20 protein-coding genes are annotated in these 24,068 nt (G+C 69.4%); 9 read left to right on the top strand and 11 right to left on the bottom strand.

Annotated features, from left to right (window positions below):
- Positions 1-38 precede the first annotated feature (38 nt).
- From OK345_RS13925 to rpsU, 3 genes are all read right to left on the bottom strand, one after another.
- The gene (locus tag OK345_RS13925; protein ID WP_265155113.1) at positions 39-932 is read right to left on the bottom strand and encodes a YihY/virulence factor BrkB family protein; all 894 of its coding nucleotides are present in this window, start codon (positions 930-932) and stop codon (positions 39-41) included.
- Between the two features lie 275 nt (positions 933-1,207).
- Positions 1,208-1,654, bottom strand: coding sequence for a GatB/YqeY domain-containing protein (locus tag OK345_RS13930; protein ID WP_265128590.1), 447 nt, complete (start codon positions 1,652-1,654; stop codon positions 1,208-1,210).
- Between the two features lie 163 nt (positions 1,655-1,817).
- Positions 1,818-2,033 (bottom strand): 30S ribosomal protein S21, encoded by a 216-nt coding sequence (gene rpsU, locus OK345_RS13935; protein WP_003465342.1) that lies wholly within the window; start codon positions 2,031-2,033, stop codon positions 1,818-1,820.
- Positions 2,034-2,154: 121 nt separating this feature from the next.
- On the opposite strand from rpsU, the gene tsaD reads away from it, so the two are divergent.
- From tsaD to OK345_RS13955, 4 genes are all read left to right on the top strand, one after another.
- On the top strand, positions 2,155-3,180 hold the full coding sequence (tsaD, locus tag OK345_RS13940; RefSeq protein ID WP_265128591.1) for a tRNA (adenosine(37)-N6)-threonylcarbamoyltransferase complex transferase subunit TsaD: 1,026 nt from the start codon (positions 2,155-2,157) through the stop codon (positions 3,178-3,180).
- Between the two features lie 248 nt (positions 3,181-3,428).
- Entirely contained in the window at positions 3,429-3,800 is a 372-nt protein-coding gene (gene folB, locus OK345_RS13945) for a dihydroneopterin aldolase (protein WP_265128592.1), read from the top strand.
- 8 nt (positions 3,801-3,808) lie between these two features.
- On the top strand, positions 3,809-5,074 hold the full coding sequence (locus OK345_RS13950) for a mechanosensitive ion channel family protein (protein ID WP_265128641.1): 1,266 nt from the start codon (positions 3,809-3,811) through the stop codon (positions 5,072-5,074).
- 109 nt (positions 5,075-5,183) lie between these two features.
- Positions 5,184-7,358: a glycoside hydrolase family 3 N-terminal domain-containing protein gene (locus tag OK345_RS13955; protein ID WP_265128593.1), complete on the top strand. Its 2,175-nt coding sequence runs from the start codon at positions 5,184-5,186 to the stop codon at positions 7,356-7,358.
- Positions 7,359-7,685: 327 nt separating this feature from the next.
- Here OK345_RS13955 and OK345_RS13960 read toward each other — a convergent pair whose 3' ends face one another.
- Positions 7,686-8,843, bottom strand: coding sequence for a PQQ-dependent sugar dehydrogenase (locus OK345_RS13960; RefSeq protein ID WP_265128594.1), 1,158 nt, complete (start codon positions 8,841-8,843; stop codon positions 7,686-7,688).
- Between the two features lie 180 nt (positions 8,844-9,023).
- Here OK345_RS13960 and yiaA point away from each other — a divergent pair, with 180 nt between their 5' ends.
- Positions 9,024-9,443 (top strand): inner membrane protein YiaA, encoded by a 420-nt coding sequence (gene yiaA / locus OK345_RS13965; protein WP_265128595.1) that lies wholly within the window; start codon positions 9,024-9,026, stop codon positions 9,441-9,443.
- Between the two features lie 22 nt (positions 9,444-9,465).
- Here yiaA and OK345_RS13970 read toward each other — a convergent pair whose 3' ends face one another.
- The 7 genes from OK345_RS13970 to OK345_RS14000 form a co-directional block, all read right to left on the bottom strand.
- Entirely contained in the window at positions 9,466-9,795 is a 330-nt protein-coding gene (locus OK345_RS13970; RefSeq protein WP_265128596.1) for a hypothetical protein, read from the bottom strand.
- 255 nt (positions 9,796-10,050) lie between these two features.
- A complete protein-coding gene (locus tag OK345_RS13975; protein ID WP_265128597.1) occupies positions 10,051-10,548 on the bottom strand; it encodes a hypothetical protein in 498 nt (165 codons plus the stop codon).
- Between the two features lie 77 nt (positions 10,549-10,625).
- Positions 10,626-11,921, bottom strand: coding sequence for an APC family permease (locus OK345_RS13980; protein WP_265128598.1), 1,296 nt, complete (start codon positions 11,919-11,921; stop codon positions 10,626-10,628).
- The gene (locus OK345_RS13985) at positions 11,918-12,709 is read right to left on the bottom strand and encodes a L,D-transpeptidase family protein (RefSeq protein WP_265155115.1); all 792 of its coding nucleotides are present in this window, start codon (positions 12,707-12,709) and stop codon (positions 11,918-11,920) included. Before OK345_RS13985 ends, OK345_RS13980 begins: the two co-directional genes overlap by 4 nt.
- Positions 12,710-12,729: 20 nt before the next feature.
- Positions 12,730-13,578, bottom strand: coding sequence for a MurR/RpiR family transcriptional regulator (locus OK345_RS13990; protein WP_265128599.1), 849 nt, complete (start codon positions 13,576-13,578; stop codon positions 12,730-12,732).
- An 892-nt stretch (positions 13,579-14,470) separates the two neighbouring features.
- Positions 14,471-15,568, bottom strand: a complete 1,098-nt coding sequence (locus OK345_RS13995) for a dipeptide epimerase (RefSeq protein WP_265128600.1) — start codon at positions 15,566-15,568, stop codon at positions 14,471-14,473.
- A complete protein-coding gene (locus OK345_RS14000) occupies positions 15,565-17,010 on the bottom strand; it encodes a C40 family peptidase (protein WP_265128601.1) in 1,446 nt (481 codons plus the stop codon). Before OK345_RS14000 ends, OK345_RS13995 begins: the two co-directional genes overlap by 4 nt.
- A gap of 207 nt (positions 17,011-17,217) precedes the next feature.
- Here OK345_RS14000 and OK345_RS14005 point away from each other — a divergent pair, with 207 nt between their 5' ends.
- The 4 genes from OK345_RS14005 to OK345_RS14020 are packed head-to-tail and all read left to right on the top strand — an operon-like array spanning position 17,218 to position 24,041.
- The gene (locus OK345_RS14005; RefSeq protein ID WP_265128602.1) at positions 17,218-18,636 is read left to right on the top strand and encodes a transglutaminase-like domain-containing protein; all 1,419 of its coding nucleotides are present in this window, start codon (positions 17,218-17,220) and stop codon (positions 18,634-18,636) included.
- 52 nt (positions 18,637-18,688) lie between these two features.
- Complete coding sequence (locus OK345_RS14010; RefSeq protein ID WP_265128603.1) at positions 18,689-21,688, top strand: TonB-dependent receptor; 3,000 nt, start codon at positions 18,689-18,691, stop codon at positions 21,686-21,688.
- 60 nt (positions 21,689-21,748) lie between these two features.
- Positions 21,749-23,335, top strand: a complete 1,587-nt coding sequence (locus OK345_RS14015) for a serine hydrolase (RefSeq protein WP_265128604.1) — start codon at positions 21,749-21,751, stop codon at positions 23,333-23,335.
- Positions 23,336-23,366: 31 nt separating this feature from the next.
- Positions 23,367-24,041: a M15 family metallopeptidase gene (locus tag OK345_RS14020; protein WP_265128643.1), complete on the top strand. Its 675-nt coding sequence runs from the start codon at positions 23,367-23,369 to the stop codon at positions 24,039-24,041.
- Positions 24,042-24,068: the final 27 nt, after the last annotated feature.

Here is a 24,068-nt window from a genome sequence, read left to right on the forward strand (position 1 = left end):
CCGGCAGCTGGCCGCGGCGACAGGGTCGGAAGGGGCGGTTACGGCGCCGGCGTGTCGTCGCCGGCGGATGTGTCCAGTGTACGCCGGGCATGCTGGCGCTCGTCGATCACCGCGGTGATCAGCGCGCCTACGAAGAACACCACGGTGCCGTAGTAGATCCACACCAGCAGGACCACCAGCGTACCCATCGAGCCGTAGGCGCTGCCGGGAGCGGCCGAGGCGATGTAGACGCCGATGGCGTAGCGTCCCAGCGCGAACAGCACGGCGGTGATGGTGCCGCCGACGAACGCCTGCCGCCAGTCCACCCGGCGGTCGGGCAGGTAGTGGTAGAGGAAGGCGAAGGCCAGCGCGTACAGCACCAGCGTGGTGGCGTAGCCGAGCGCCGGCAGCAGCGAGGGCAGCTGCGCGAACGCGACCTGCAGCACGGTGGTCGCGGTCATCGACAGGATCAGCAGGAAGCCCAGCGCCAGGATCACGCCGAAGGAGAACACGCGCTTCTTCAGCCAGGCGGCGATGCCCTCCAGCCGCTGCGCGTCGGTGCGGAAGATCAGGTTCAGCGCGTTCTGCAGCTGCGCGAACACCGCGGTGGCGCCGGCGAACAGCAGCAGCGTGCTCCACAGGCCGGCCAGCGAGCCGATCCCGGGCTGCGCGGTGGCGTTGCGGATCACGGTATCGGCCACGGCGGCGGCGCTGTCGCCGGCCATCTGCCCGATCTGCCCGACCAGCGCCTGCTGCGCCGGCGGGTACAGCGAGGCGGTCAGCCACAGCAGCAGCACCAGCAGCGGCGCCATCGACAGCAGCGCGTAGAACGAGAGCGACGCGGCCTGGGTCAGCACGTCGATCTCGACGAAGCGGCGCGCCAGCGCCGCCGGCAGGCTGCGTTGCAGCCGCTCCAACCGCTGTTTCAGGGTGTCTGGGAGGGAAGGGGGCATGCACGGGAGGGTAAGCGCGCACCCGTGGCGGCACAGCCTGCGACGCGGGTGCGCGGTGGCGTTGCCGGCCGCGAAGGATGTAACCGACGCGGCGGCAAAGAAGGGTGAAGCCGGCCGTAGGTGCGGGGCTTGCCCCGCACGAGGCTTTACCGAGAGAGCCCCTGTGCCGGGCAAGCCCGGCACTACGTGTCACGGAGCCATTCGAGCGGGCGCCGATGATAGGTGCGGGGCTTGTCCCGCACGGGCTTCACCGGGAAAGCCCGTGTGGCAGCGGCTCAGCCGGCCAGCTGCTGCTTGACCAGCTTCGACACCAGGCCCATGTCGGCCTGGCCGGCCAACCGGGGCTTGAGCACGCCCATCAGCTTGCCCATGTCCGCGGCGCTGGCGGCGCCGGTTTCGGCGATGGCCGCCTGGATCGCCGCCAGGACCTCGGCCTCGCCCATCTTGGCCGGCAGGTAGCGCTCGATCACCACGATCTCCTCGCGCTCGATCGCGGCCAGGTCCTCGCGCTGGGCGGCCTCGTACTGGCTGACCGAGTCCTTGCGCTGCTTGACCATCTTGTCGAGCACGGCGATGACGGCGGCGTCGTCCAGCTCGATGCGCTCGTCCACTTCCTTCTGCTTGATGGCGGCGTTGATCAGGCGGATCACGCCGAGGCTGTGCTTGTCGCCGGCCTTCATCGCGGTCTTCATGTCGTTGGTGAGCTGCAGTTTCAGGCTCATGGGAGCACCTCGGTCGATAATCTGGGTGGGACGGGCAGGGCGGGGCCCGCCCTGCGGAACGCAGGAACGCAAAAAGCCGGCCACGCTCGCGCGTGCCGGCTTCTACCCCATCGCGGAAGGCGTCGCGCCAGGCGCAGGCCTTCCGTTCAGGAGCCGCGTCCGATCAGTACAGGCGCTGACGCTTGGTGACGTCGCGCGACGTACGGCGCAGCTGACGCTTGACCGCAGCGGCGGCCTTGCGCTTGCGCTCCTGGGTCGGCTTTTCGTAGAACTCGCGCTTGCGGGTTTCGGCCAGCACGCCGGCCTTTTCGCAGGTGCGCTTGAAGCGACGGAGCGCAAACTCGAAGGGCTCGTTCTCGCGGACTTTAACGCTGGGCATGGAATCTCCGGACACAAGTAGACCGGGTCACGCCCGGTGAGCCGCGCATTATAGCGGCTTGTTCGGCGGCTGCAAGCACCCCGGGGTTGCGCCGCCGGCTTTCGGGCCCACAATGGACGCCATGAAAGTCCTGGGCATCGAATCCTCGTGCGACGAGACCGGCGTGGCGGTGTACGACACCGCGCTGTCCGGGGCCGCCGCGCTGCGCGCGCATGCGGTCTACAGCCAGATCGCGCTGCATGCTGAATACGGCGGGGTGGTGCCCGAACTGGCCAGCCGCGACCACGTGCGCAAGACCCTGCCGCTGATCCGCCAGACCCTGGCCGAGGCCGGGCTGGAGGTGTCCGACATCGACGGGGTGGCCTATACCGCCGGCCCCGGCCTGGTCGGGGCGCTGCTGGTCGGCGCCGGGGTGGCGCGCGCGCTGGCCTGGGCGCTGGAGGTGCCGGCCATCGGCGTGCACCACATGGAAGGCCACCTGCTGGCGCCGCTGATGGAGGACGACCCGCCGGCGCCGCCGTTCGTGGCGCTGCTGGTGTCCGGCGGGCATACCCAGCTGGTGGCGGTGGAGGCGATCGGCAGCTACCGGCTGCTGGGCGAGACGCTGGACGACGCCGCCGGCGAGGCCTTCGACAAGACCGCCAAGATGATGGGGCTGCCGTATCCCGGCGGCCCGCAGCTGGCGGCGCTGGCCGAGGCGGGAACCCCGGGCCGGTACCGGTTCGCGCGGCCGATGACCGACCGCCCGGGGCTGGACTTCAGCTTCTCCGGGCTCAAGACCCAGGTGCTGCTGGCCTGGCGCGACAGCGACCAGTCCGAGGCCACGCGCGCCGACATCGCCCGCGGTTTCGAGGACGCGGTGGTGGATACGCTGGCGATCAAGTGCGAGCGCGCGCTGGAGGCGGCCGGCTGCGACGTGCTGGTGGTGGCCGGCGGCGTCGGCGCCAACAAGCGCCTGCGGGCCAGGCTGGAGGAGGCGGCGCGGCGTCGTGGCGGCCGCGTCTGTTTCCCGCGCCCGGCGCTGTGCACCGACAATGGCGCGATGATCGCCTTCGCCGGCGCGCTGCGGCTGCAGGCCGGCCAGCACAGCCCGGCCGAGGTGAAGGTCGTCCCGCGCTGGGACATGGCGACGCTGCCGGCGGTCTGAGAGCCGCCGTCCACGATCTTTCCCGCGGGCCGGCAGGGGCGAAGCAGTGCGGGAACCGTTCGTCTCGACGGTTCGCGATGCAGCCGTCCGCGGAACGGCGAGGCCGCCGCGAGCGCGCAGTACCGCTGCAGCGCGCGCGTCGCAGCAGGCCTGCGCAACGGCACGCCGCCGCCGTGCGGTCGCGGTCGGGTCAGGCAGCGTCGGGACATGGCGGCTACCATGTCCGCCTCTTTGCTGTGGCAGACGCAATGGACAAGGTTTTCATCGAGGGGCTGGAGATCGACGCCCTGATCGGCATCTACGACTGGGAGCGGCGCATCCGCCAGACCCTGCGTTTCGACCTGGAAATGGGCTTCGACAACCGCAGGCCGGCGGCCAGCGACGACATCGCCGACACCCTCAACTACAAGGCGGTGAGCAAGCGCCTGGAGCAGTACGTGCGCGAATCCGGCTTCGGCCTGGTGGAGACGCTGGCCGAGCGCTGCGCCGAAATCGTGCTCGATGAATTCGGCGTGCAGTGGTTGCGCTTGAAGCTGAGCAAGCCCGGCGCGGTGCGCGGCGCCGCGGCGGTGGGAGTGGTCATCGAACGGTCGCGCGTGGCGGCCGCGACGCAGGAGTGAGCAACGCGATGGTGCAGGCGGTAGTGGGATTGCAGTGGTTGGACGGGATGCAGCGGACCCTGGAGCCGTACCCGATGGCGTACCCGGCGCTGGTACTGGCGGCGCTGGTGCTGGTGGCCGGACTGGCCAATTTCTTCACCAAGAAGATCCTGCTGCGCGGCCTGCAGCGGGTGGTGCGGATGCTGCCGGCCAACGGGGCGCAGGCCAAGCCGAACCTGCGGGTGATCCCGCGCCTGGCCAACGTGGTGCCGGCGCTGGTGATCTCCGCCGGCATCGGCCTGGTGCCGGGCCTGCCCGGGCCGCTGGTGCAGTTCATCCACGGCGCCTGCCAGGCGTGGGTGGTGCTGACGGTGGCGATGGCGGTGTCGCATGCGCTGGACCTGGTCAACGAGATCTACGAGCGTCGCCCGGACGCGCGCAACAAGCCGATCAAGGGCTACCTGCAGGTGGCCAAGATCGTGGTGTTCGTGCTGGCCGGGCTGTCGGTCGTGGCGACCCTGGCCGGGGTCAAGCTGCTGCACGTGCTCACCGGCCTGGGCGCGGCCACCGCGGTGCTGATGCTGATCTTCCAGGACACCCTCCTGTCGCTGGTGGCCAGCGTGCAGATCAGCGGCGACGGTCGCATCCGCATCGGCGACTGGATCGAGATGCCCAGCCAGAACGCCGACGGCGACGTGATCGACATCGCCCTGCACACGGTCACGGTGCAGAACTGGGACAAGACCGTCACCACCATCCCGACCAAGAAGCTGGTCACCGAGTCGTTCAAGAACTGGCGCGGCATGCAGGAGTCCGGCGGCCGCCGGATCAAGCGCTCGCTGTACCTGGACCAGCACAGCGTGCGCTTCCTGGACGAGGCGCGGATCGCCGAACTGAGCCAGTTCACGCTGCTGCGCGGCTACCTGGAAGGCAAGCGCGAGGAGCTGGAAGCCTGGAACGCGGAACTGGCCGCGCAGGGCATGGCGCCGGTGAACGCGCGCCGGGTCACCAACCTGGGCACCTTCCGCGCCTACGTCGAGCACTACCTGCGCAACCACCCGCGCATCAACCAGGGCATGACCCAGCTGGTGCGGCAGCTGCAGCCGACCCCGCAGGGGCTGCCGCTGGAGATCTACTGCTTCACCGCCAGCACCGCGTGGGCGCAGTACGAGGCCACCCAGTCGGACGTGTTCGACCACCTGCTGGCGATCCTGCCGGCGTTCGGGCTGCGGGTGTTCCAGCAGTCCAGCGACGCGATGCTGATGCAGGCGCAGCGGCAGCTGGGCAGCGACTGAGGCCTCCGCCGCCGGCCCGGTTGTCGCCGGGCGGCGGCGCGGCTGCCGCGGTTTCACGGCGGCGCGGCTAGAATCCGTCGCCTTGTAACCGTTTTCCCGAGGACGCCGGGTGGCTGCCGACCGTATCGAATCCCTGATCGCCCGCATGACCGTCGAGGAAAAGGTGGGCCAGCTGGGCGTGTTCGCCGACATGGTGCGGCCCTTCGCGCCGGACGTGAATCCGGAGACCAACGTGCGCAACGCCGGGCAGGTGCTCGAGCAGGTGCGTGCCGGCCGGGTCGGCTCGCTGTTCAACGGCGTCGGCGCCGGGCCGGGGCGGCAGATCCAGCAGGCGGCGGTGGAGGAAAGCCGGCTCGGCATCCCGGTGATCCTGGCCGCCGACGTGATCCACGGCATGCGCACGGTGTTCCCGATCCCGCTGGGCGAGGCGGCCAGTTTCGAGCCGGAACTGGCGCGGCGCACCGCCCGCGCCACCGCCATCGAGGCCACCGCCGCCGGCATCCACTGGACCTATGCGCCGGCGGTGGACATCGCCCGCGACCAGCGCTGGGGCCGCGGCGCCGAGGGCGCCGGCGAGGACGTGGTGCTGGGCTGCGCGTTCGCCGCCGCGCGCGTGCGCGGTTTCCAGGGCGAGGACCTGAGCGCCGCCGATGCGCTGCTGGCCACGCCCAAGCATTTCGCCGCCTACGGCGCGGTGACCGCGGGCATGGAATACAACACCGTGGACATCTCGCCGCAGACCCTGCGCGACGTGCACCTGCCGCCGTTCAAGGCCGCGCTCGACGCCGGCGCGCTGGCGGTGATGACCGCGTTCAACGACATCAACGGCGTGCCGGCCAGCGCCAACAGCGAACTGCTCACCGACATCCTGCGCGGCGAATGGGGCTTCCCCGGGGTGGTGGTGTCCGACTACACCGCCGACATGGAACTGGTGGCGCACGGCTATGCCGCCGACGAGCGCGACGCCACCTGCAAGGCGTTCCTGGCCGGGCTGGACCTGAGCATGCAGAGCGGTTTCTACGCCGAGCACCTGCCGGCGCTGATCGAGAGCGGGCAGGTGCCGATGGCGGCGCTGGACGAGGCGGTGCGGCGGATGCTGCGGCTCAAGCAGGCGATCGGCCTGTTCGACGACCCGTACCGCTCGCTGGACCCGGCACGCGAGGCCGATACCTCCTACCTGCCGGCGCACGATGCGCTGTCGCGCGACGCCGGCCGCCGCTCGATCGTGCTGCTGAAGAACGACGGTGCGCTGCTGCCGTTGCGCAAGGCCGGGCAGCGGATCGCGCTGATCGGGCCGTTCGCGCAGGACCGCGACAACATCGAGGGTTGCTGGACGCTGTTCGGCGACAAGACGCGCTACGTCACCCTGGAAGCTGGGGTGCGCGCGGCGCTGGACGATGCGGCGGTGCTGGAGGTGGTGCCCGGCTGCGAACTGGAGGCGCCGCTGTCCGACGGCATCGAGGCGGCGGTGGCGGCGGCGCTGCGCGCCGACGTGGTGGTGCTGGCGCTGGGCGAGCCGCAGCGCTACAGCGGCGAGGCGCAGTCGCGGGTGGAGATCACCCTGCCGCCGGCGCAGCAGGCGCTGGCCGAGGCGGTGGCGATGACCGGCAAGCCGCTGGTGGTGCTGCTGCGCAACGGCCGCGCGCTGGCGTTGCAGGGCGCGGTGCGCGATGCGCAGGCGATCGCGGTGACCTGGTACCTGGGCACCCAGACCGGGCACGCGGTGGCCGACGTGCTGTTCGGCGACTACAGCCCGTCGGCGCGGCTGCCGGTCAGCTTCCCGCAGGTGTCCGGGCAGCAGCCGTACTACTACAACCACCCGCGCACCGGCCGCCCGGAACTGCCGACGATGTCCGAGTTCAAGGCGCGCTGGCGCGAGATCCCGAACGCGCCGCTGTACCCGTTCGGCCACGGCCTGGGCTACACCACGTTCGCCTACGGCGTGCCGCGGCTGTCGAGCGCGGCGCTGGGCTGGGACGACACCCTGACCATCGTCACCACGCTGCGCAACACCGGTGCGGTGGCCGGCGAGGAGGTGGCGCAGCTGTACATCCACGACCGCGTCGCCAGCCGCGTGCGCCCGGTGCGCGAGCTCAAGGATTTCCGCAAGGTGGCGCTGGCGCCGGGCGAAAGCACGGAAGTGGCATTCACCCTGGACCGCTCGCAGCTGGCCTTCACCGGCCGCGATGAGCTGCTGCGCGCCGAGCCGGGCCTGTTCGACCTGTGGGTCTGCGGTTCCTCGGCCAGCGGCGAGCCGGTGTCGTTCGAGTTGCTGGCGCCGTAGGGGCTTGAAAAGCTTCGCGACTGACGCCGCTCCTACAGTGGTTCCTGCCGCTTGTAGGAGCGACGTCAGTCGCGACCGGTGGGGCGCCGATTGCCTCGATGAAGAGCCTGGCTAAAGAGGCCGAGCCTTCGTGGGTCCATTGGACTTCGCCACCGCATGGGCTGCGAACTTCGATGGCGACGGTATCCATCCGCGAGGCGGATGGAGGGACGGACAGCCTCGCCGGACCGGAACCACACCGATGGCCTCCCGCATCTCCGCTCCCCCGGCTCACGCCCCGGCCCGCACGTCCGCGACGCACGGGCCGGTGCCGCAAGGCAGCTTGCGTCAGCCCTTCGGCGTGAGCTTGAGCAGCCTGCCGCCCTTGCCGTCCTCCAGCAGCCAGATCGCGCCGTCCGGGCCCTGTTCCACCTCGCGGATGCGCTCGCCCATGTCGAAGCGCTCGGCCTCGCGCGCGCTGTCGCCGTCGAACGCCACCCGCACCAGCGAGCGGGACGACAGCCCGCCGATGAAGCCGCTGCCCTGCCACTGCGGGAACAGCTCGCCGCTGTAGATGATGAAGCCGGCCGGCGAGATCACCTCCCACCAGGTCACCACCGGGGCGATGAACTCCGGGCGGGTGTCGTGGTTGGGGATCTTGCGGCCGTCGTAGTGGTCGCCGTTGGAGACCAGCGGGTAGCCATAGTTGCCGCCGCGCTGGATCAGGTTCAGCTCGTCGCCGCCCTTGGGCCCCATCTCGTGTTCCCACAGCCGGCCCTGGGCGTCGAAGGCGATGCCCAGCACGCTGCGGTGGCCCAGCGACCACACCTGGTCGGCCGGGCTGCCCTGGTCGACGAACGGGTTGTCGGCCGGCACGCTGCCGTCGTCGTTGAGGCGGATGATCTTGCCCAGGTTGCTGCCCATGTCCTGGGCCGGGTCGAACTTCTGCCGCTCGCTGGAGCTGATCCACAGCTTGCCGTCCGCGTCGAACGCCAGGCGATGGCCATAGTGGCCGCGGCCGGTGACCTTGGGCGTCTGCCGCCAGATCACGTCCAGGTCGGTCAGGCGGCCGCCGCCGTCGGCGTCCAGCGTCAACCGGGCGCGCGCCACCGCCGCGCCGCGGGTGTCGTCGGCGCCTTCCTCGGCGTAACTGATGTAGACCAGCCCGTTGTCGGCGAAGTCCGGGTGCGGCAGCACGTCGCCGAGACCGCCCTGGCCGCCGTAGGCGACCTTCGGCACGCCGCCGATCTCGCCGCTCCTGCGGGTGGCCGGGTCGAAGTGGCGCAGGGTGCCGCCCTTCTCGCTGACCAGCAGGGTGCCGTCGGGCAGGAAGCTCATCGCCCACGGTTCCTCGAAGCGGCCGAACTCGGTGGCGGCGAACGGCCAGCGCGAATCATCCACCGCGGTGGACGTGGCCGGAGCGGTGTCGTCGGCCTTTACGCAGGACGTGGCGAGCAGGCCAGGCACCAGTGCGCAGGCGAGGGTGAGCAGCAGTTTCGGGGTCATGGGGTTCTCCTGGGGCATGAGGCGGAGGGCCAGCAGGTCTTGTACACCATCATGGCGCAGGGGGAATGTCCCATAGGCTGGGGCAGGTGCGCAGGCGCGCGCGATCGAATACCGTAACGGCCGCCGCGGGGATTGCCGCGGCGCCACCGCAACCCACAGGAGCCTGGAATGGAATCCCGCATGCAAAGACCCTCCGCCGCCTTCGTCGCCGCCTCGTGGACCGCGCTGCTGCTGGGGGCGCTGGCCTACCTGGTCGGCCTGTTCAATGCCGAGATGCAGCTCAACGAGAAGGGCTACTACCTGACCCTGCTGCTGTTCGGCCTGTTCGCGGCGGTCTCGCTGCAGAAGAGCGTGCGCGACCGGGTCGAGGGCATCGCCGTCACCGCGCTGTACTACGGACTGTGCTGGTTCGCGTTGCTGGCCGCCTTGCTGCTGCTGGCGGTCGGGCTGTGGAACGCCACCTTGCTGCTCAGCGAGAAGGGGTTCTATGCGATGGCGTTCGCGCTGAGCCTGTTCGGCGCGGTGGCGGTGCAGAAGAACACCCGCGACAGCATGGCCGCCGGCGCGACCGCGATTCCGCCGGTGCCGGGGAACGACTGACCGCGGGCGTTGCGCGCGGCATTCACATGCCGCGCGGCGCATCGGGGCCGATGCGGCCGGCTTCCTCCCAGGCGCGCTTCATCGCTTCGCGCACCTGCGCCCACGCCGGCGAACGCTCGCCGCGCTCGCGTTCCCAGCGTTCCTGCAGCTCCTTCTCCACCTGCTCGTAGGCGCGTCCGAACTCGCGGATGCGGGCCTCGTGGCCGGCGTAGTAGGCCGGCTCGTAGTCCTCGAAACGGGCGCCGGCGCTGTAGTACGGCTCGCTGGCGAAACGCCCGCGCCAGTAGCGCGACACCGCCTCGCGGTCGAGCGGGTCCGGGACACGGCCGGGGATCTGGTACTCGGCGCTCATGGCTGTTCTCCCATCTCCTGCGTGCGGATCAGGCTAGGGCAGGCGGCGTTAACGGCGGCGCTGCATGTCGTGACGGGGGGATAAAACCGGGTTCGTCGGGGCGGTCGCCGGCCCATCGGTCGCGACCGATGGCCCGAGCCCAGGCAGCGCCGCTCCTACAGCGTCTGCCCGCCCCTGCAGGAGCGACGTCAGTCGCGAGCTTTTCGAACGGCAACAGGAAATCCCGGGAAGGCGCTCCCCCGGATAACCCCCACCTCAGGCCGGCAACGAAGGCGCCTCGTACGGCAGCGGGGTGGCCCCGGTGGCGACGATCGCGGGTTCGGCCGCGTCCAGCTGCGCGCCGTCGGCATCGACCACCAGCAGGATCCGGCCGGCCTCGATCTGTTCCTCGAACGCGCGCCGCACCGGGTCCGGCACGCTGGAGCCGACCAGCGCCGAGGACCAGCTGCCGACCAGCGCGCCGGCCACGGCCATCGCACCGGCGCCGGCCAGGGTGATGCCCAGCGGCGGCACCGCGATGGCGACCAGCCCGGCCAGCATGCCGGCGGCACCACCGCCCAGCGCCCCGCGCGCGGCGGCGGGCAGCATGTCGGTGCGGGCCTCCTTGCGGTCGTCGGGGATCTGCTGCAGTTCGATGTCGCCGCGCGCGATCAGCGACAGGTCGTCGTTGTCGATTCCCTGCCGGCGCGCGGCCTGCAGGGCCTGCTGCGCGTTCTCGACGTCCGCGGTGCTGTAGACGCGGCGGATCTTCATCGTTGGTTCCCGGGCATGGGCCTGCCCGGGAAGATCGCCGCCGCCCGGTTAGACGGGCGTGACCGGCGCGTATCGGCTCAGTGACCGCGGCGCGGGAAAAGGTAGATCACCGCGCCGACCACGAAGGCGGCGCCGGCGGCGGCGATGTTCTGCCAGCTGGCGCTGGCGAACAGCGCCAGGCACAGCAGCAGGGCCAGCACCGGGATCAGCGGCCCGCCCGGCAGCCGCATCGCGCCGGCGCGGCCGGCGTAGCGCCGCGCCAGCACCAGGACCGCGGCGGCGGTGCCGATGTAGGCGAACAGGCGCGTGGTCATCGACAGCAGCGCCAGCTGCACGAACGAGCCGGACAGCGCCAGCGCCAGCGCGATCGCGCCCTGGGTGACGATCGCCGCGGCCGGGGTGTGGAAGCGCGGGTGCACCCGCGACAGGACTTCCGGGCCGTAGCCGTCGCGGGCCAGCGCGAACAGGAAGCGCGGCCCCATCATCATCGTGTTGCTGTTGGTGCCCAGGATCGACACGGTGGCGCCGACGGTGAGGATCAGCGCCAGCGCCTCGCCGCCGAAACCGGCCGCGGCGTCGGCCAGCGGCGTGGCCGAGCCGGCCAGGCCCGGCAGCGTGCCCTGTGCCACCAGCTGCACCGCGGCGTAGATCACGGTGACGCTGACGATCATGGTGATCAGCGCGAACGGGATGTCGCGGCGCGGGTTGCGGTACTCGCCGGCCGCGGCGGGGATGTTCTCGAAACCGGCGTAGGCGTAGAGCAGCAGCAGCGCCGCCTCGCCGAGCCGGCGCAGGTCGCCCGGGTCCGGCGCGGTGCCGGAGAACGCCAGCGACCAGTCGATGTACAGCGAGCCGATCAGCACGAACAGCAGCAGCGGCAGCAGCTTGCCGATCACCAGGATCACGCCGGTGCGCGCGGCCGATTTCACCCCGATCACGTTGACCCCGGTGAGGAACGCCAGCGACAGCACGATCACCGCCAGGCGCCCGGCGCCGACGCCGGCCGGCGGCCAGAACCGCGCCACCGCGTCGGCCAGCGCATTGCTCAGCGCCGCGGCCGAACTGATGCGGGTCAGCCAGATCATCCAGCCGATCTCGAAGCCGGCGAAGCGGCCGAACGCCTCGCGCGCGTACAGGTAGCTGCCGCCGGGCTGGTCGAAATAGCTGGCCGCCTGCGCGTAGCACAGCACCAGCAGCGCCACGACCACGCCGGCCAGCACCACCCCCCACAGGCTGAACGGGCCGAGCAGGGCGACGGTGGCCGCCGGCAGCAGGTAGATGCCGCTGCCGATGACGTCGTTGATCGACAGCCCGACGATCTGCCAGCGGCTGACCGCGCGGACCAGCTTCGGCTCGCCGCCGGCGGCGCTCAAGGCGCGGCCTCCGCCGGTGCCGGCAGTTGCCAGGCGCGCCGCCAGCGCTCGTACTCGGCCTGCGGCAGCAGCACGAACAGCGGCCTGGCCTGCGGCCGCAGCCAGGCCAGCAGCGCCGACATGTCGGCCGGCTCCATCGCGGTGCAGCCGGCAGTGGCCTCGCCGGGCGCGCGCCACAGGTGGGCGAAGATGCAGCTGCCCAAGCCGGGACGGTTGCCGGGGTTGTGGCCGATCACGAAGCCTTCGCGGTAGCGGCGGTCGCCGTCGTTGTGCAGGTCCAGCCGCATCGGCTCGGTGGAGCCTTCCACCGCCTCGGCACCGACGGTATCGGCATCGACGATGCGGTTGTACAGCGGCGAATCGGCCACGTCGATGCAGTAGCTGGTCTGCTGCATCGGCCGGTAGCGCAGGGCGCTGTCGATGCTTGCCGCGTAGCCGAAGGCATCGCCGATGGCGAACACCCCGGCTGGGCTGCGGCCGTCGCCTTCGCGCTTCTGCGGCCCGGTTTCCTGTGGCGGATGCAGGCCCGCGCCCCAGGCGCTGCCGCTGCGGCCCACGGCCACGTCGAACGCCGCGCCATGCGGCTGCCAGCCCTGCTCGCCGCGCTCGAACGCCTGCAACCGTCCCTGCGTCGCGTCCCAGCCGGCGGTGGTCACCACCACCAGCTGCCGCGCGCCATGCAGCGGCGTGGCCAGCGGAGCAGCCATCGCGGCCGGCGCCGCCAGCGACAGCAGCAGGGCCAGTCGGGGCAGCAGGCCAGCGGCGGCAACGCGGGACGGAATCGGCATGGCGGTGTGGGCTCCGGCGGTCAGTTGTCGATCAGGTGCTGGATCCGTTCCTGGTTCACCCCGAGCTGGCGGTAGCGGTCGGGATTGGCATGGCACAGCAGCACGAACACGAAATCCAGCAGGTACTGCAGCGAGGAACGGTACAACAGTTGCGCCACGTGCGGCGCCCCGTCGTGGGCGCAGATCGCCAGCGACGCGTCGGCATGGGCGCGCAGCGGGTTGGCGGTGTGGCGGGTGATCGACACCACCTTGCCGCCGACCTCCTGGAACTGGCGCGACAGCTGCCACAGCTGCGGCAGCCTGCCGAATTCGGAGAACACCAGCATCGCATCGCCCGGGCGCGCGGCCGACAGGTTGGCCATCATCAGGATCGGGTCGGCGTGGTGCACGGTGAGGATGCCCAGCAGCGATAGCCGCATCGCGAACTCGCGCGCGTACAGGCCGTCGTCGCCGAGGCCGTAGACGAACACCTTGGGCGCACCGTCGATCAACGCGACGATGGCCTCCACGTCGGCCTGCGGATTGACCAGCCGGGTCTCCTCCTCGGCATCGGCCTTGCTGCGGCGCAGGGCCTCGGCCAGCTGCGCGTAGTCGCTGTCCGGCGCCGGCTTCGGCGCAGCGGCGCTGTGGCCGTTGCCGGCGCGTGCCACCGCCTCGCCGATGGAGTACTTCAGGTCGGGATAGCCCTTGAAACCGAGCTTCTGGCTGAACTTGACCACCGACGACTGGCTGATGCCCAGCGCGTTGGCCAGCTGCTGCGAGGAGTAGTCGCGCAGCAGGTGGGCGTTGTCGAGGATGAAGTCGGCGATGCGACGTTCGATCGCCGACATCTGGTCGCGTTCGGAGCGGATCTTTACCAGGGGAGGCATGGGTGGGCTGTCGGGTACGGTGGGATAAATCTACGGGTTTGCGGGAAGCCGTGCCGGGGTTTGCGGTGTGGTGGCCAAACTCATGCTTTTCCTGCCGTCGCTGTCGTCATGCCGATGGCCTTCGGCCTTCCATGCCGTGTAACGATCCGTTGCCGTTGCCGTTGCCGTTGCCGTTGTTGCTTTGGCTTCGGCTCTGGCTTGGGCTGTTGCCCTGGATCTGGCTTTTGATCTTCCAGTGCCGTAAAGCGGGCCGAGCACCGCAGCGTTGGCGGGGCGAAGAGGCGCACGTGTCTGAGCGAAGCGAGTTGTGCGCCGGCCCCGCCGACGCGAGGAGCGCAGGGGACCGGCGGGCGCAGCCCGTCGGCTCGCGTCCGGCTGTGCTTTCTTTTGGTTACTTTTCTTTGCACAAGCAAAGAAAAGTGACTCGCTCCCCGCGAAGCGGGAGCGAAAGCTTTTGCTGTTGCTCCCGGCTTTGGTCGTTGCTTTACTTTTCTTGGTTGGAGAAGGCAGAAAGTCAAAAGCAGGTAAAAGCTTTCGCGCCTTTCGGCGCGAGCTACTTTGACCAGCCATGACCAGCCATTCGGCTGTTGAAGAACTCTTCGGCTGTTGAAAAAGCGCTTGTCTTGGCAAAAGTAGCCAAAACCGCCGGCGCCGACGCGAGCCGATGCGGCTGCGCCGCATCGGTCCCCTGTGCTCCTCGCGAGCCGGGGGCCGGCGCACAACTCGCTTCGCTCAGACACGTGCGCCTCTTCGCCCCCGGCCCGCTGCGGTGCTCGGCTCGCTTTAAGGCGCTGAGCGTCAACGGCAGCCGCAACGACAACGACAACAGCAAAATCAGGAGCAACAGCAACAGCAACAGCAGGTTCCCGGACGATGGCTGTCGCGGAAGCCATCAGCGCGCCAGCATTTCCAGCCCGCGCACCTCGGTGATCCCCAACCCCGGCGCATCGGTGATGCTGATCTCCGACTCGTTGAAGATCACCCCGCCCTCCACCGGATTGAACTGCCCCAGCGACGGCCCATCCAGGTCCACCTTGGTGATGACGTCGGCCTTGGCCACCGCCAGGTGCACCGCCGCCGCGACGCTGATGCTGGATTCGATCATGCAGCCGATCATGCACTGCACGCCGTAGATCGAAGCGATGTCGGCGATCTTCACCGCGTTGGAGATGCCGCCGGTCTTCATCAGCTTGATGTTGATGATGTCCGCCGCGCGCTGCTGGATCAGGTCGAATACCTGGGACGGGCTGAACACGCTCTCGTCGGCCATCACCGGGGTGTTGACCCGGTCGGTGACGTACTTCAGTCCGCTGATGTCGGCGGCCTTGACCGGCTGCTCCAGCAGCTCCAGCACCACCCCGGCGTCCTCCAGCTCCTTCATCGCATGCACCGCCTGCTTGGCGGTCCAGCCCTGGTTGGCATCCAGCCGCAGCAGCGCCCGGCCCTCGACCGCGGCGTGGATCGCCTTGACCCGCTCGATGTCCAGGCCGATGTCCTTGCCGACCTTGATCTTCAGCGACTCGAAGCCGCGCTCGATCGCCGACAGCGAGTCGGCCACCATCTTGTCGATGTAGTCCACGCTGATGGTGATGTCGGTGGTGATCACCGGGTCGCCGCCGCCGAGCATCTGGTACAGCGGTGCGCCGTGCAGCTGCGCCCACAGGTCGTAGACGGCGATCTCCACCGCCGCCTTGGCGCTGGTGTTGCGCTCCATCGACGACTGGATCAGGCCGCAGAGGCGGTTGAGGTTGGCCACGTCCTCGCCGATCAGGCGCGGGCTGATGAAGTGGCGCACGGCTTCGATGATCGAGCCGTGGGTGTCGCCGGTGATCACCGCGGTGGCCGGCGCCTCGCCGTAGCCGGTGTGGCCGCTGTCGGTGCGTACCAGCACCACGATGTCCTCGACCGTGTCCACGGTGCGCAGCGCGGTCTTGAACGGGGTCTTCAGCGGCACGCGCAGCATGCCGAGTTCGATGTCGGTGATCTTCATTCGTGGGTCCGTGGCCGGATGCGCTGGATGTTGGTGATGCGGTCGACGTAGCTGGCGGTATCGCTGGCCATCATCGGCTCCAGCGGGGTCACCGAGACGCCGTTCAGGTGTGCCTGCACGCGCTTGCCGTCGGCACCGAACCAGCTGCCGCCGGCGGTGTCGTGGATCAGCCAGGTGCGGCCGTCGGCGCGGCCGATGGCCATCATCACGTGGCCGGGGATGTAGATCAGGTCGCCCACCTGCAGTCCGGCGATGGCCTGCAGGCGCTTGTCGGCGCCGTCGTCGGCACTGAACGGGATGCGGTCCAGCGCCGGGCTCACTGCCTGCGCGCTGGTGTTGCGCGGCAGCAGCACGCCGAAGCTGCGGTAGATCTCCGAGACGAAGCCGCTGCAGTCGCGGGTGTCGTAGGAGTGGCCCCAGCCGTAGCGCTCGCCGAGGAACTTGAAGGCCTGGGCGATCAGGTTGCGCGGGGTCAGCGGCAGGTAGTCGTCGGCGCTGTCCTGCGAGCGCGGCAGCAGCGCCGGCAGCAGCGCCAGGCTGCCGTCGTCGTTGCGCACCGGCAGCAGCACCACGTGGCCGGCGTGGGCCTGCTGGCCGTTGACCGGCGCCTGCGCCGGCCAGTCGGCCAGCACCGGCAGGCGCACGCCCATGTCCAGCTGCAGGCGCGAGACGCGCGGTTCCTCCGGGGTGTAGGCGGTGAACGCGGTGGCGCCGGTGACGATGCGGTACGGCCCCTGCGCGCCATAGCCGAGGACCTGTCCGGCCGTGCCGATGCCGACGTGCCGCTTCTCGATCCAGGCCGAGTAGCGCTCGCTGGTGACGAACAGCCACTGGCCGTCGGCGCTTTCGTGCAGCACCGCCACCGCGTCGCCGGGGAACAGCGCCGATTCCTGGAAGCGGTCGATGTCGGTGTCGCCGCGGCTGCTGAACACCCGCAGCGTAGTGGGGAAGGTGCGCAGCGCCGCGCGCCGGACCACCAGCCCGTACTGCAGCGGGCGCGTGGCCGGCACCTTGTCCAGCGCCAGGTTGGCGCTCAGCCCGCGCAGCTGCCCGGGCGCGAGCGGCTTGCCCTCGACGTCGTACAGGGGACGGGAGGGCGGCACCGAGAGCGCCTCGATCCGCGCCCGCACCTCGGCGCGCGGCAGCACGGCGGGCAGCTGGCGCAGGTCGTGGATGGACGGGTCCTGCGTCCGCATGCGTGCGTTCTGCGCGGCGATGCCGGCACTGTCCAGGATTACCCGGTCGGCATCGGCCAGCTGCGCCTGCCAGTAGCCGGGCGTCAGGTACTCCGGCTGCAGGGCGACGACACCGGCTTGGCCGGCGTCCGCCGCGGCAACCGGTGCCTCCGTCATCGCCGCGGACGACCACAGCAGCGCCGCGGCGGCCAGGGCCAGCGGGATCGGCCGCAGGCGCAGGGCGGCGAGGCGGGGGAAGACGGTCATGGTGCGGGCATCTCCTCGGCAAGTGCTGGAATAGTTATTCCTTTGATCCATGAATGCAAGAATAAATTATTGACCCTGCGGCAGGCCCGTGTTACACAGCCGTTACCCACCCCGCGCTGTGGAAGTGTCGCCGTGGATCCAGTCCTTCTCATAACGTCCCATCGCCGCCTGGCCACCTCCCGGCGGTTGGCGGCCGGTCTGTTGTTGATGGCATCGGGTGCATTGTGCGCCGCTTCGCCCACGCCGTTGCAGGACATCGTCGCCAGGGTCGACCGTGGCGATTTCGCCGGGGCGCAGGCGCGGATCGAACAGGCGTTGCGGCAGCCGGCGCTGGGCGACGACGAACGCCGCCAGTACGAGTTCGAGCGCGAGCGGATGCGCCGCATCCGCCTGGATTTCGGCCTCGACCGCGAACAGGCGATGGCGCGCGTGCGCCGGCAGATCCCGGACCTGCGCGAGGAGGAGTTCGATGCCTGGGACCGGGCCGGGCTGATCGAACACCTGGACATCGACGGCCAGCGCCGCTGGTTCAACCGCGCTCCATCGAACCTGTTCCGCCTCAGCGGGCAGGCGGCCGCGCGCCGCGCACCGGACATCAAGCCGCCGACGGAGGGCCCGTACGAGACGCTGGCGCCGCACCACGGCGAAGTGCTGGCCGCCGCCCGCGAGCAGGACGCCGACAGCGTGGCGCCACGCCGGTTGCAGGTGACCCAGTCGATCAAGGTCAAGGCCGACGCGGTGCCGGCCGGCGAGACGGTGCGGGCCTGGATTCCCTATCCGCGCGCCATTCCCGGCCAGCAGGAACGCATCGTCTGGCACGGCAGCGTGCCCGAAGGCGGGCAGGTGGCGCCGGAGGACACCCTGCAGCGCACCGTCTACCTGGAACGCGAGGCGGTGGCCGGCGTTGCGACCGAATTCTCGGTGAGCTACGAGCTGACCGTGTACGCCCGCCACGTCGCCATCGACCCGGACAAGGTGCAGCCGACGCCGGCCGATCCGGCGCTGGCGCCGTATCTGCAGGAGCGTGCGCCGCACGTGGTGTTCACGCCCGCGCTGCGCGAGTTCTCGCGCAAGGTGGTCGGCACCGAGACCCACCCGTACCGCGTCGCGCGCAAGCTGTTCGACGCGGTGGACCGGATTCCCTGGGCCGGCGCGCGCGAATACTCCACCCTTTCCAACATCAGCGACTACGCGCTGCACGCCGGCCATGCCGACTGCGGCCAGCAGACGCTGCTGCTGATCGCGCTGCTGCGGCTCAACGGCATTCCCGCCCGCTGGCAGTCGGGCATGGTGTATTCGGACAACGAGGTCGGCTACAGCAACCTGCACGACTGGGGCCAGCTCTACCTGGCGCCCTATGGCTGGGTGCCGATGGACGTGACCACCGGCGCGCTGGACAGCGACGACCCGGCGCTGCGCGATTTCTACCTGGGCGGACTGGATGCATACCGCATCGCGTTCAACGACGACTTCGCGCAGCCGCTGGTACCGGCCAAGCGACATTTCCGTTCCGAGACGGTGGATTCGCAACGCGGCGAAGTGGAGTGGGCAGGGGGCAACCTCTACTTCGACCAATGGAGCTACGACTTCCAGTGGCAGGTGTTGCCGCTGGCGGCGGGAGGATAGCGGTCAGGGGTTTCACCTTTTTATTTTCAACATCTGCAGGAGAGAGCAGGGGATGAACGCGAAGAGCTTGAAGAGGGCGGCGTTGTGCGTCGCTTTGGGGGCGTGTCTGGGGGCGATGGCGCCGACGGTGGCGTTGGCGCAAAGCGTGACCGGCGCGGTCGCCGGCCGCGCCAATGCCGGCGACCAGATCACCGTTACCAACAGCGGCACCGGCCTGAGCCGTACCATTACCGCCGGCCGCGATGGCAACTACCGCCTGAGCCAGCTTCCGGTGGGCGATTACGTCCTCACCCTGACCCGCGACGGCCAGAAGCAGGGCGAGACAATCACCGTCAACGTGGCGCTGGGCGGCACCACCACGGTCAACCTGGCCGGCGAGCGTGGGGTTACCAGCCTGGACACCATCAACGTGGTGGGCTCGCGCGTGGTCAATCGCGTGGACGTGTTCTCCACCGAGTCCTCGTTCAACATCCGGCGCGAAGAGCTTTCGCGCATGCCGGTGGACCAGAGCGTGGCCGCCGTCGCGCTGCTGGCGCCGGGCGTGGTCGCATCGGGAGCGACCTTCGGTGGCCTGACTTTCGGTGGTTCGTCGGTGGCCGAGAACGTTGCCTACATCAACGGCCTCAACGTGAGCGACCCGTACCGTCGCCAGGGCTTCTCGACGGTTCCATTCAATTTCTACGAGGAGTTCCAGGTCAAGACCGGCGGCTACTCGGCAGAATTCGGCCGCAGCACCGGCGGCGTCATCAATGCCATCACCCGTTCGGGCAGCAACGAGTTCAAGGGCGGCGTGGAACTGACCATGGAGCCGGCGGCATGGGCCTCGGCAAAGAAGGATCATTTCCACCGCGATGGAACCATCGACGAACGCGATCGCACCAGCCGCGACAGCAATCCGCTTTTCAAGACAAATGTGTGGGCGTCCGGCCCCCTCGTGAAGGACAAGCTGTTCTTCTTCGCCATGTACGAGAACCGGGACAGCGACTCCACGGACATCGATACCAGCCAAGCCTGGAAGACCAAGAGCAACAACGACTTCTGGGGCGGAAAGCTCGATTGGCAGATCAGCGACAACCATCTGCTGGAACTGCTGGCCTTCTCCGACAAGGCCGATTCGGTCACGACCAGCTATGACGACTACGACTGGGACACCAACACCTTCGGCGAACCGTCCGGCGCAAGCAGTGCAGGATCGGGCGGCGACAACTGGTCGTTGACCTATACCGGGCATCTCACCGACAACTTCGTCGCCAAGGCGATGTACGGCGTGAACAAGCGCAGCTCCCTCAGCGGCAGTCCTCTGGATGGCGAGTGCAGCATCATCACCTTGGCCAGCAGCTACACCGCGATTTACGGCCCCAAGTCCAACGAAGGCTGCCACCCGACCAACACCAGCATCAGCAGCCGCTACGACAAGCGCGAGGCGGCGCGGCTGGACTTCGAATGGACGCTGGGCGACCACCTGGTGCGCTTCGGCCTCGACCAGGAAGTGATGGATTCCGAAAGCTCGGTGGTCTATCCGGGCGACGGCGTAAGCTACCAGGCCCAGGCCGCCACGCCAGGCGGCCAGTTGCCCAACGGCGCCCTGATTCCCGATGGCGTGACCCGCATCGTCGACGCGCGCCGTTACATCACCGGTTCCCCGGTCACCACCAAGGCGCAGGCGTTCTATCTGGAGGACAACTGGAACGTCACCCCCAACCTGCTGTTGAACCTGGGGGTGCGGTTTGACCAGTTCCACAACAAGCTCGCCTCGGGCGCGACCTTTGCCAAGAGCAAGTTCAACGACATGATCTCCCCGCGTCTTGGCTTCAGCTGGGATGTGAGGGGAGACGGCACGACCAAGGTGTTCGCCAATGCCGGCCGCTATTACCTGCCGTTGACCAACAAGCTCACCGACTATTTCGGCGGCGGCACCACGGACGAGCACACCTACTACGTGCTCAACGGCTGGACCGAGCGGCAGAATCCGCTTACCGGCGCCCCCTATCTCGTTCCCGACCTCGGCCCGCAGATCGGCCCGGTCAATACCGACGGCAATGCCCTTGCCCCCGATGACGTCCGCACCGCGGTCGCCCGCGACCTGAAGCAGGTGTTCCAGGACGAGTTCATCGTCGGCTTCCAGCAGGCGTTCAGCCAGGAATGGTCGTACGGCGTCAACGCCACCTACCGCAGGATGACCCGCGCCGTGGAAGATGCGCGCATCAACCACGTGGAAGGTTGCCCGTGGTACTCCGGCGACTGGCCGATCATCAACCCCGGCGAGAAGGTGACCTTGTGGTGCCCGGACACCAATGGCTGGGTCGACTTCGACTCCTCCAAGGATGGCTACCAGGCAAGTGGAAGCGACATCGTCATGGGCTACAAGAAGCCCAAGCGGACGTACAAGGCGGTCGAACTCCAGCTCGATCGCGCGTGGGACGACAAGTGGGCATTCAACGCCAGCTACATCTGGTCCAAGAGCGAGGGCAATATCGAAGGCCCCGTGAACTCGGATACCGGCTATGCCGACACCAATCTGGTGCAGTACTACGACCACCCGGCCGTGAACGAGCGCTACGGCGTCCTGTTCAACGATTTCCGTCACCAGTTCAAGCTGCGCGGCAGCTACAAGTTCAACGAGCAGTGGTCGTTCGGCAGCACGCTGTCCGCGCGCTCCGGTGGCCCGATCACGGCCTTTGGCGTGGTCTGGCCCGACGACAGCCGCACCGCCGGCGGTCCGGGTGAATTCAGTGGCGGCGGGTCGGGCTGGCTGTGCGTGGCGAACTGCTCCGATTGGGCGACCCGCGAGCTCGTCTACACGGAACGTGGCGCCTTTGGCCGGATGCCGTGGGTCATCGACCTCGGCGCCAGCGTGACCTGGACGCTGCCTGTGGAAGGCGTCGATCTGAAGGCGCGCCTGTCCGTATACAACCTGCTCAACAGGCAGACGGTCGTGAACGTGCATTCCCGCTATGAAAGCCAGCCGGGAACGCAGCTCCCTTACTTCGGCGAGGGAACGGTCTGGCAGGCACCGCGTTACACGAATCTGGTGGTGACCTGGAACTTCTGAAGGTGAGGCAGGGAAACGGCCCGCTCCGGCGGGCCGTTTCCGTTTGCGGTGGAGGCGGGAATGAAGGCAGATCGATCTCGCGGCGCGTTGCGGAGGCTGGCCGCCGGTGCGTTGCTGGCACTGGCGGCCGTCGCCGGTGCGCAGGCAACCGCGCCGATGGTGCGCGACGCCGCGTTTGACCGGCTGCTCGACCAGGCGGTCGAGCGCTATGGTCTTCCGGGCATCGCCGTGGGCGTGGTCGAGGACGGCGAGGTGGCTTATACCGGCGTCCGCGGCGAGCTGGCCGCCGGCGAGGGCGTGCGCGTCGATGCCGATACGCTGTTCAAGATCGCCTCCAACAGCAAGGCGATGACCGGCGCGGTGCTGGCGCGGCTGGTGCAGGCCGGCACGCTGCGCTGGGACGACCCGGTGGTGAAGCACCTGCCGCAGTTCCGCATGCACGATCCGTGGGTGACCCGGCAGCTGCAGGTGCGCGACCTGCTGATCCACAACAGCGGCCTGGGCCTGGGCGCCGGCGACCTGATGCTGTGGCCCGAGCCCAACCATTTCAGCCGGGCCGACATCATCGCCGGGCTGGCGCACCTGAAGCCGGTCGCCAGCTTCCGTTCCGGCTATGCCTACGACAACCTGCTGTACGTGGTGGCCGGCGAGGTCGCCGCCGCCGCGGCGGGCCGGCCCTACGCGCAGCTGGTGCGCGAGGAGATCTTCGCGCCGCTGGGCATGACCCGTTGCCAGGTCGGCGACTGGTCGCCGGCGCAGGTCGGCAATGTCGCCCAGCCGCACCGCCGCCACGACGGCGGCAACGTGGTTGGCGCGCGCGATGGCGCACGGGTGGACGACTTCCCGTCGATGGCCGCCGGTGGCATCCGCTGCAGCCTCGGCGACATGCTGCGCTGGATGCGGGTATTGCTCGACCCGGCGCTGGTGCCGGGCTGGCTGGACGAAACCCAGCGCCGCGCGCTGTGGACCGCGCACATGCCGATGCCGCTCTCGCAGCGCATGCGCGACTGGGACAACAGCCATTTCTCGGCCTATGGCTACGGCTGGCGCCTGTCGGACATGGACGGACAGTGGAAGGTGGCGCACACCGGCACGCTGTCGGGCATGTATTCCTCGCTGGCGTTGCTGCCCGATCGCGGCACCGGGGTGGTGATCCTGATCAACGGCGAAGGCGAGGACGCCCGCAGCGCGCTGATGCAGGCGCTGCTCAAGCGCTACACCGCGCCGGACCCGGCATTGGACGTGCACCATTACGCGGAACTGATCGAACGCGAGCGTGCGCAGCGCCGCGATGACGGCCACCGCACGCCGGACACCTCGGCCCGGGTCGCCGCCACGCCCGCCGCGATGCGCGCCTGGAGCGGGATCTACCGCGATCCCTGGTTCGGCGACGTCGCGATCTGCCCGCGCGGCGCTGCGGTAGGCTTCGTCTCGCGCAAGTCGCCGCGCATGCAGGGGCGGGTGATGCAGCTCGGGGCACGCCGGTTGGTGCAATGGGACCAGTTGGGCGAGGATGCCGAGGCGTGGCTGGCGTTCTCGGTCGAGGACGAAGGCCCGGTACTGCGCATGGATCCCATCGACCCGGACATCGACTTCAGCTATGACTACCAGGACCTGCACTTCATCCGTGTCGCGGATTGTCCGTAGCGGCAGCCGCATCTGGCTGCCGGCGGCGGTGATGCTGGCTTGTGCGGCCGCCATCGCCGGCGAAGTGACGGTATCGCCCGCCGAGGGGCCGGAGCAGGCGGGAATGGTCGAGATCCGCGCGCTGGCGCCGGACATCGTGCTGGACATCCGCTGCGCCGGCAGCGACAACTTCACCGGCCGCCCGGTGCCCGGTTACGAGGCGGGCAAGTGCTACCTGCTGCGGCCGGTGGCCGAAGCGCTGGCACGGGTGCAGCAGGCGCTGCGCACGCAGGGATATTCGTTGCAGGTATTCGACTGCTACCGGCCGGTGCGCGCGGTGCAGGCGTTCGTGGCGTGGATCGACGAAGCCGACGACCCGGCCGCCAGGCAGCGCTACTACCCGCGCCTGGCCAAGTCCGAACTGCTCGGCGGCGGCTACATCGCCGCGACCTCCGGCCACAGCCGCGGCGCTACCGTCGACCTGGGCCTGCTCGATTGCCGCAGTGGCCGCTGCGTCGCGCTGGACATGGGCACCGGCTTCGATCATTTCGACCCGCTGGCGCACACCGATGCCGCCGGCATCGACGCGCGCCAGCGCGGGAACCGGCAGCGGTTGTTGCAGGCGATGGCGGCGCAGGGGTTCGCGAACTATCCGCAGGAATGGTGGCACTACACGCTGAAGCCCGAACCGGACCCGCTTACCGCCTACGGTTTCCCGGTGCGTTGACGACGGCGCCAGGCCGGCGGGCGCATG

The organism is Xanthomonas chitinilytica (genome assembly GCF_026107455.2).
GTDB classification, from domain to species: Bacteria; Pseudomonadota; Gammaproteobacteria; order Xanthomonadales; family Xanthomonadaceae; genus Stenotrophomonas; species Stenotrophomonas chitinilytica.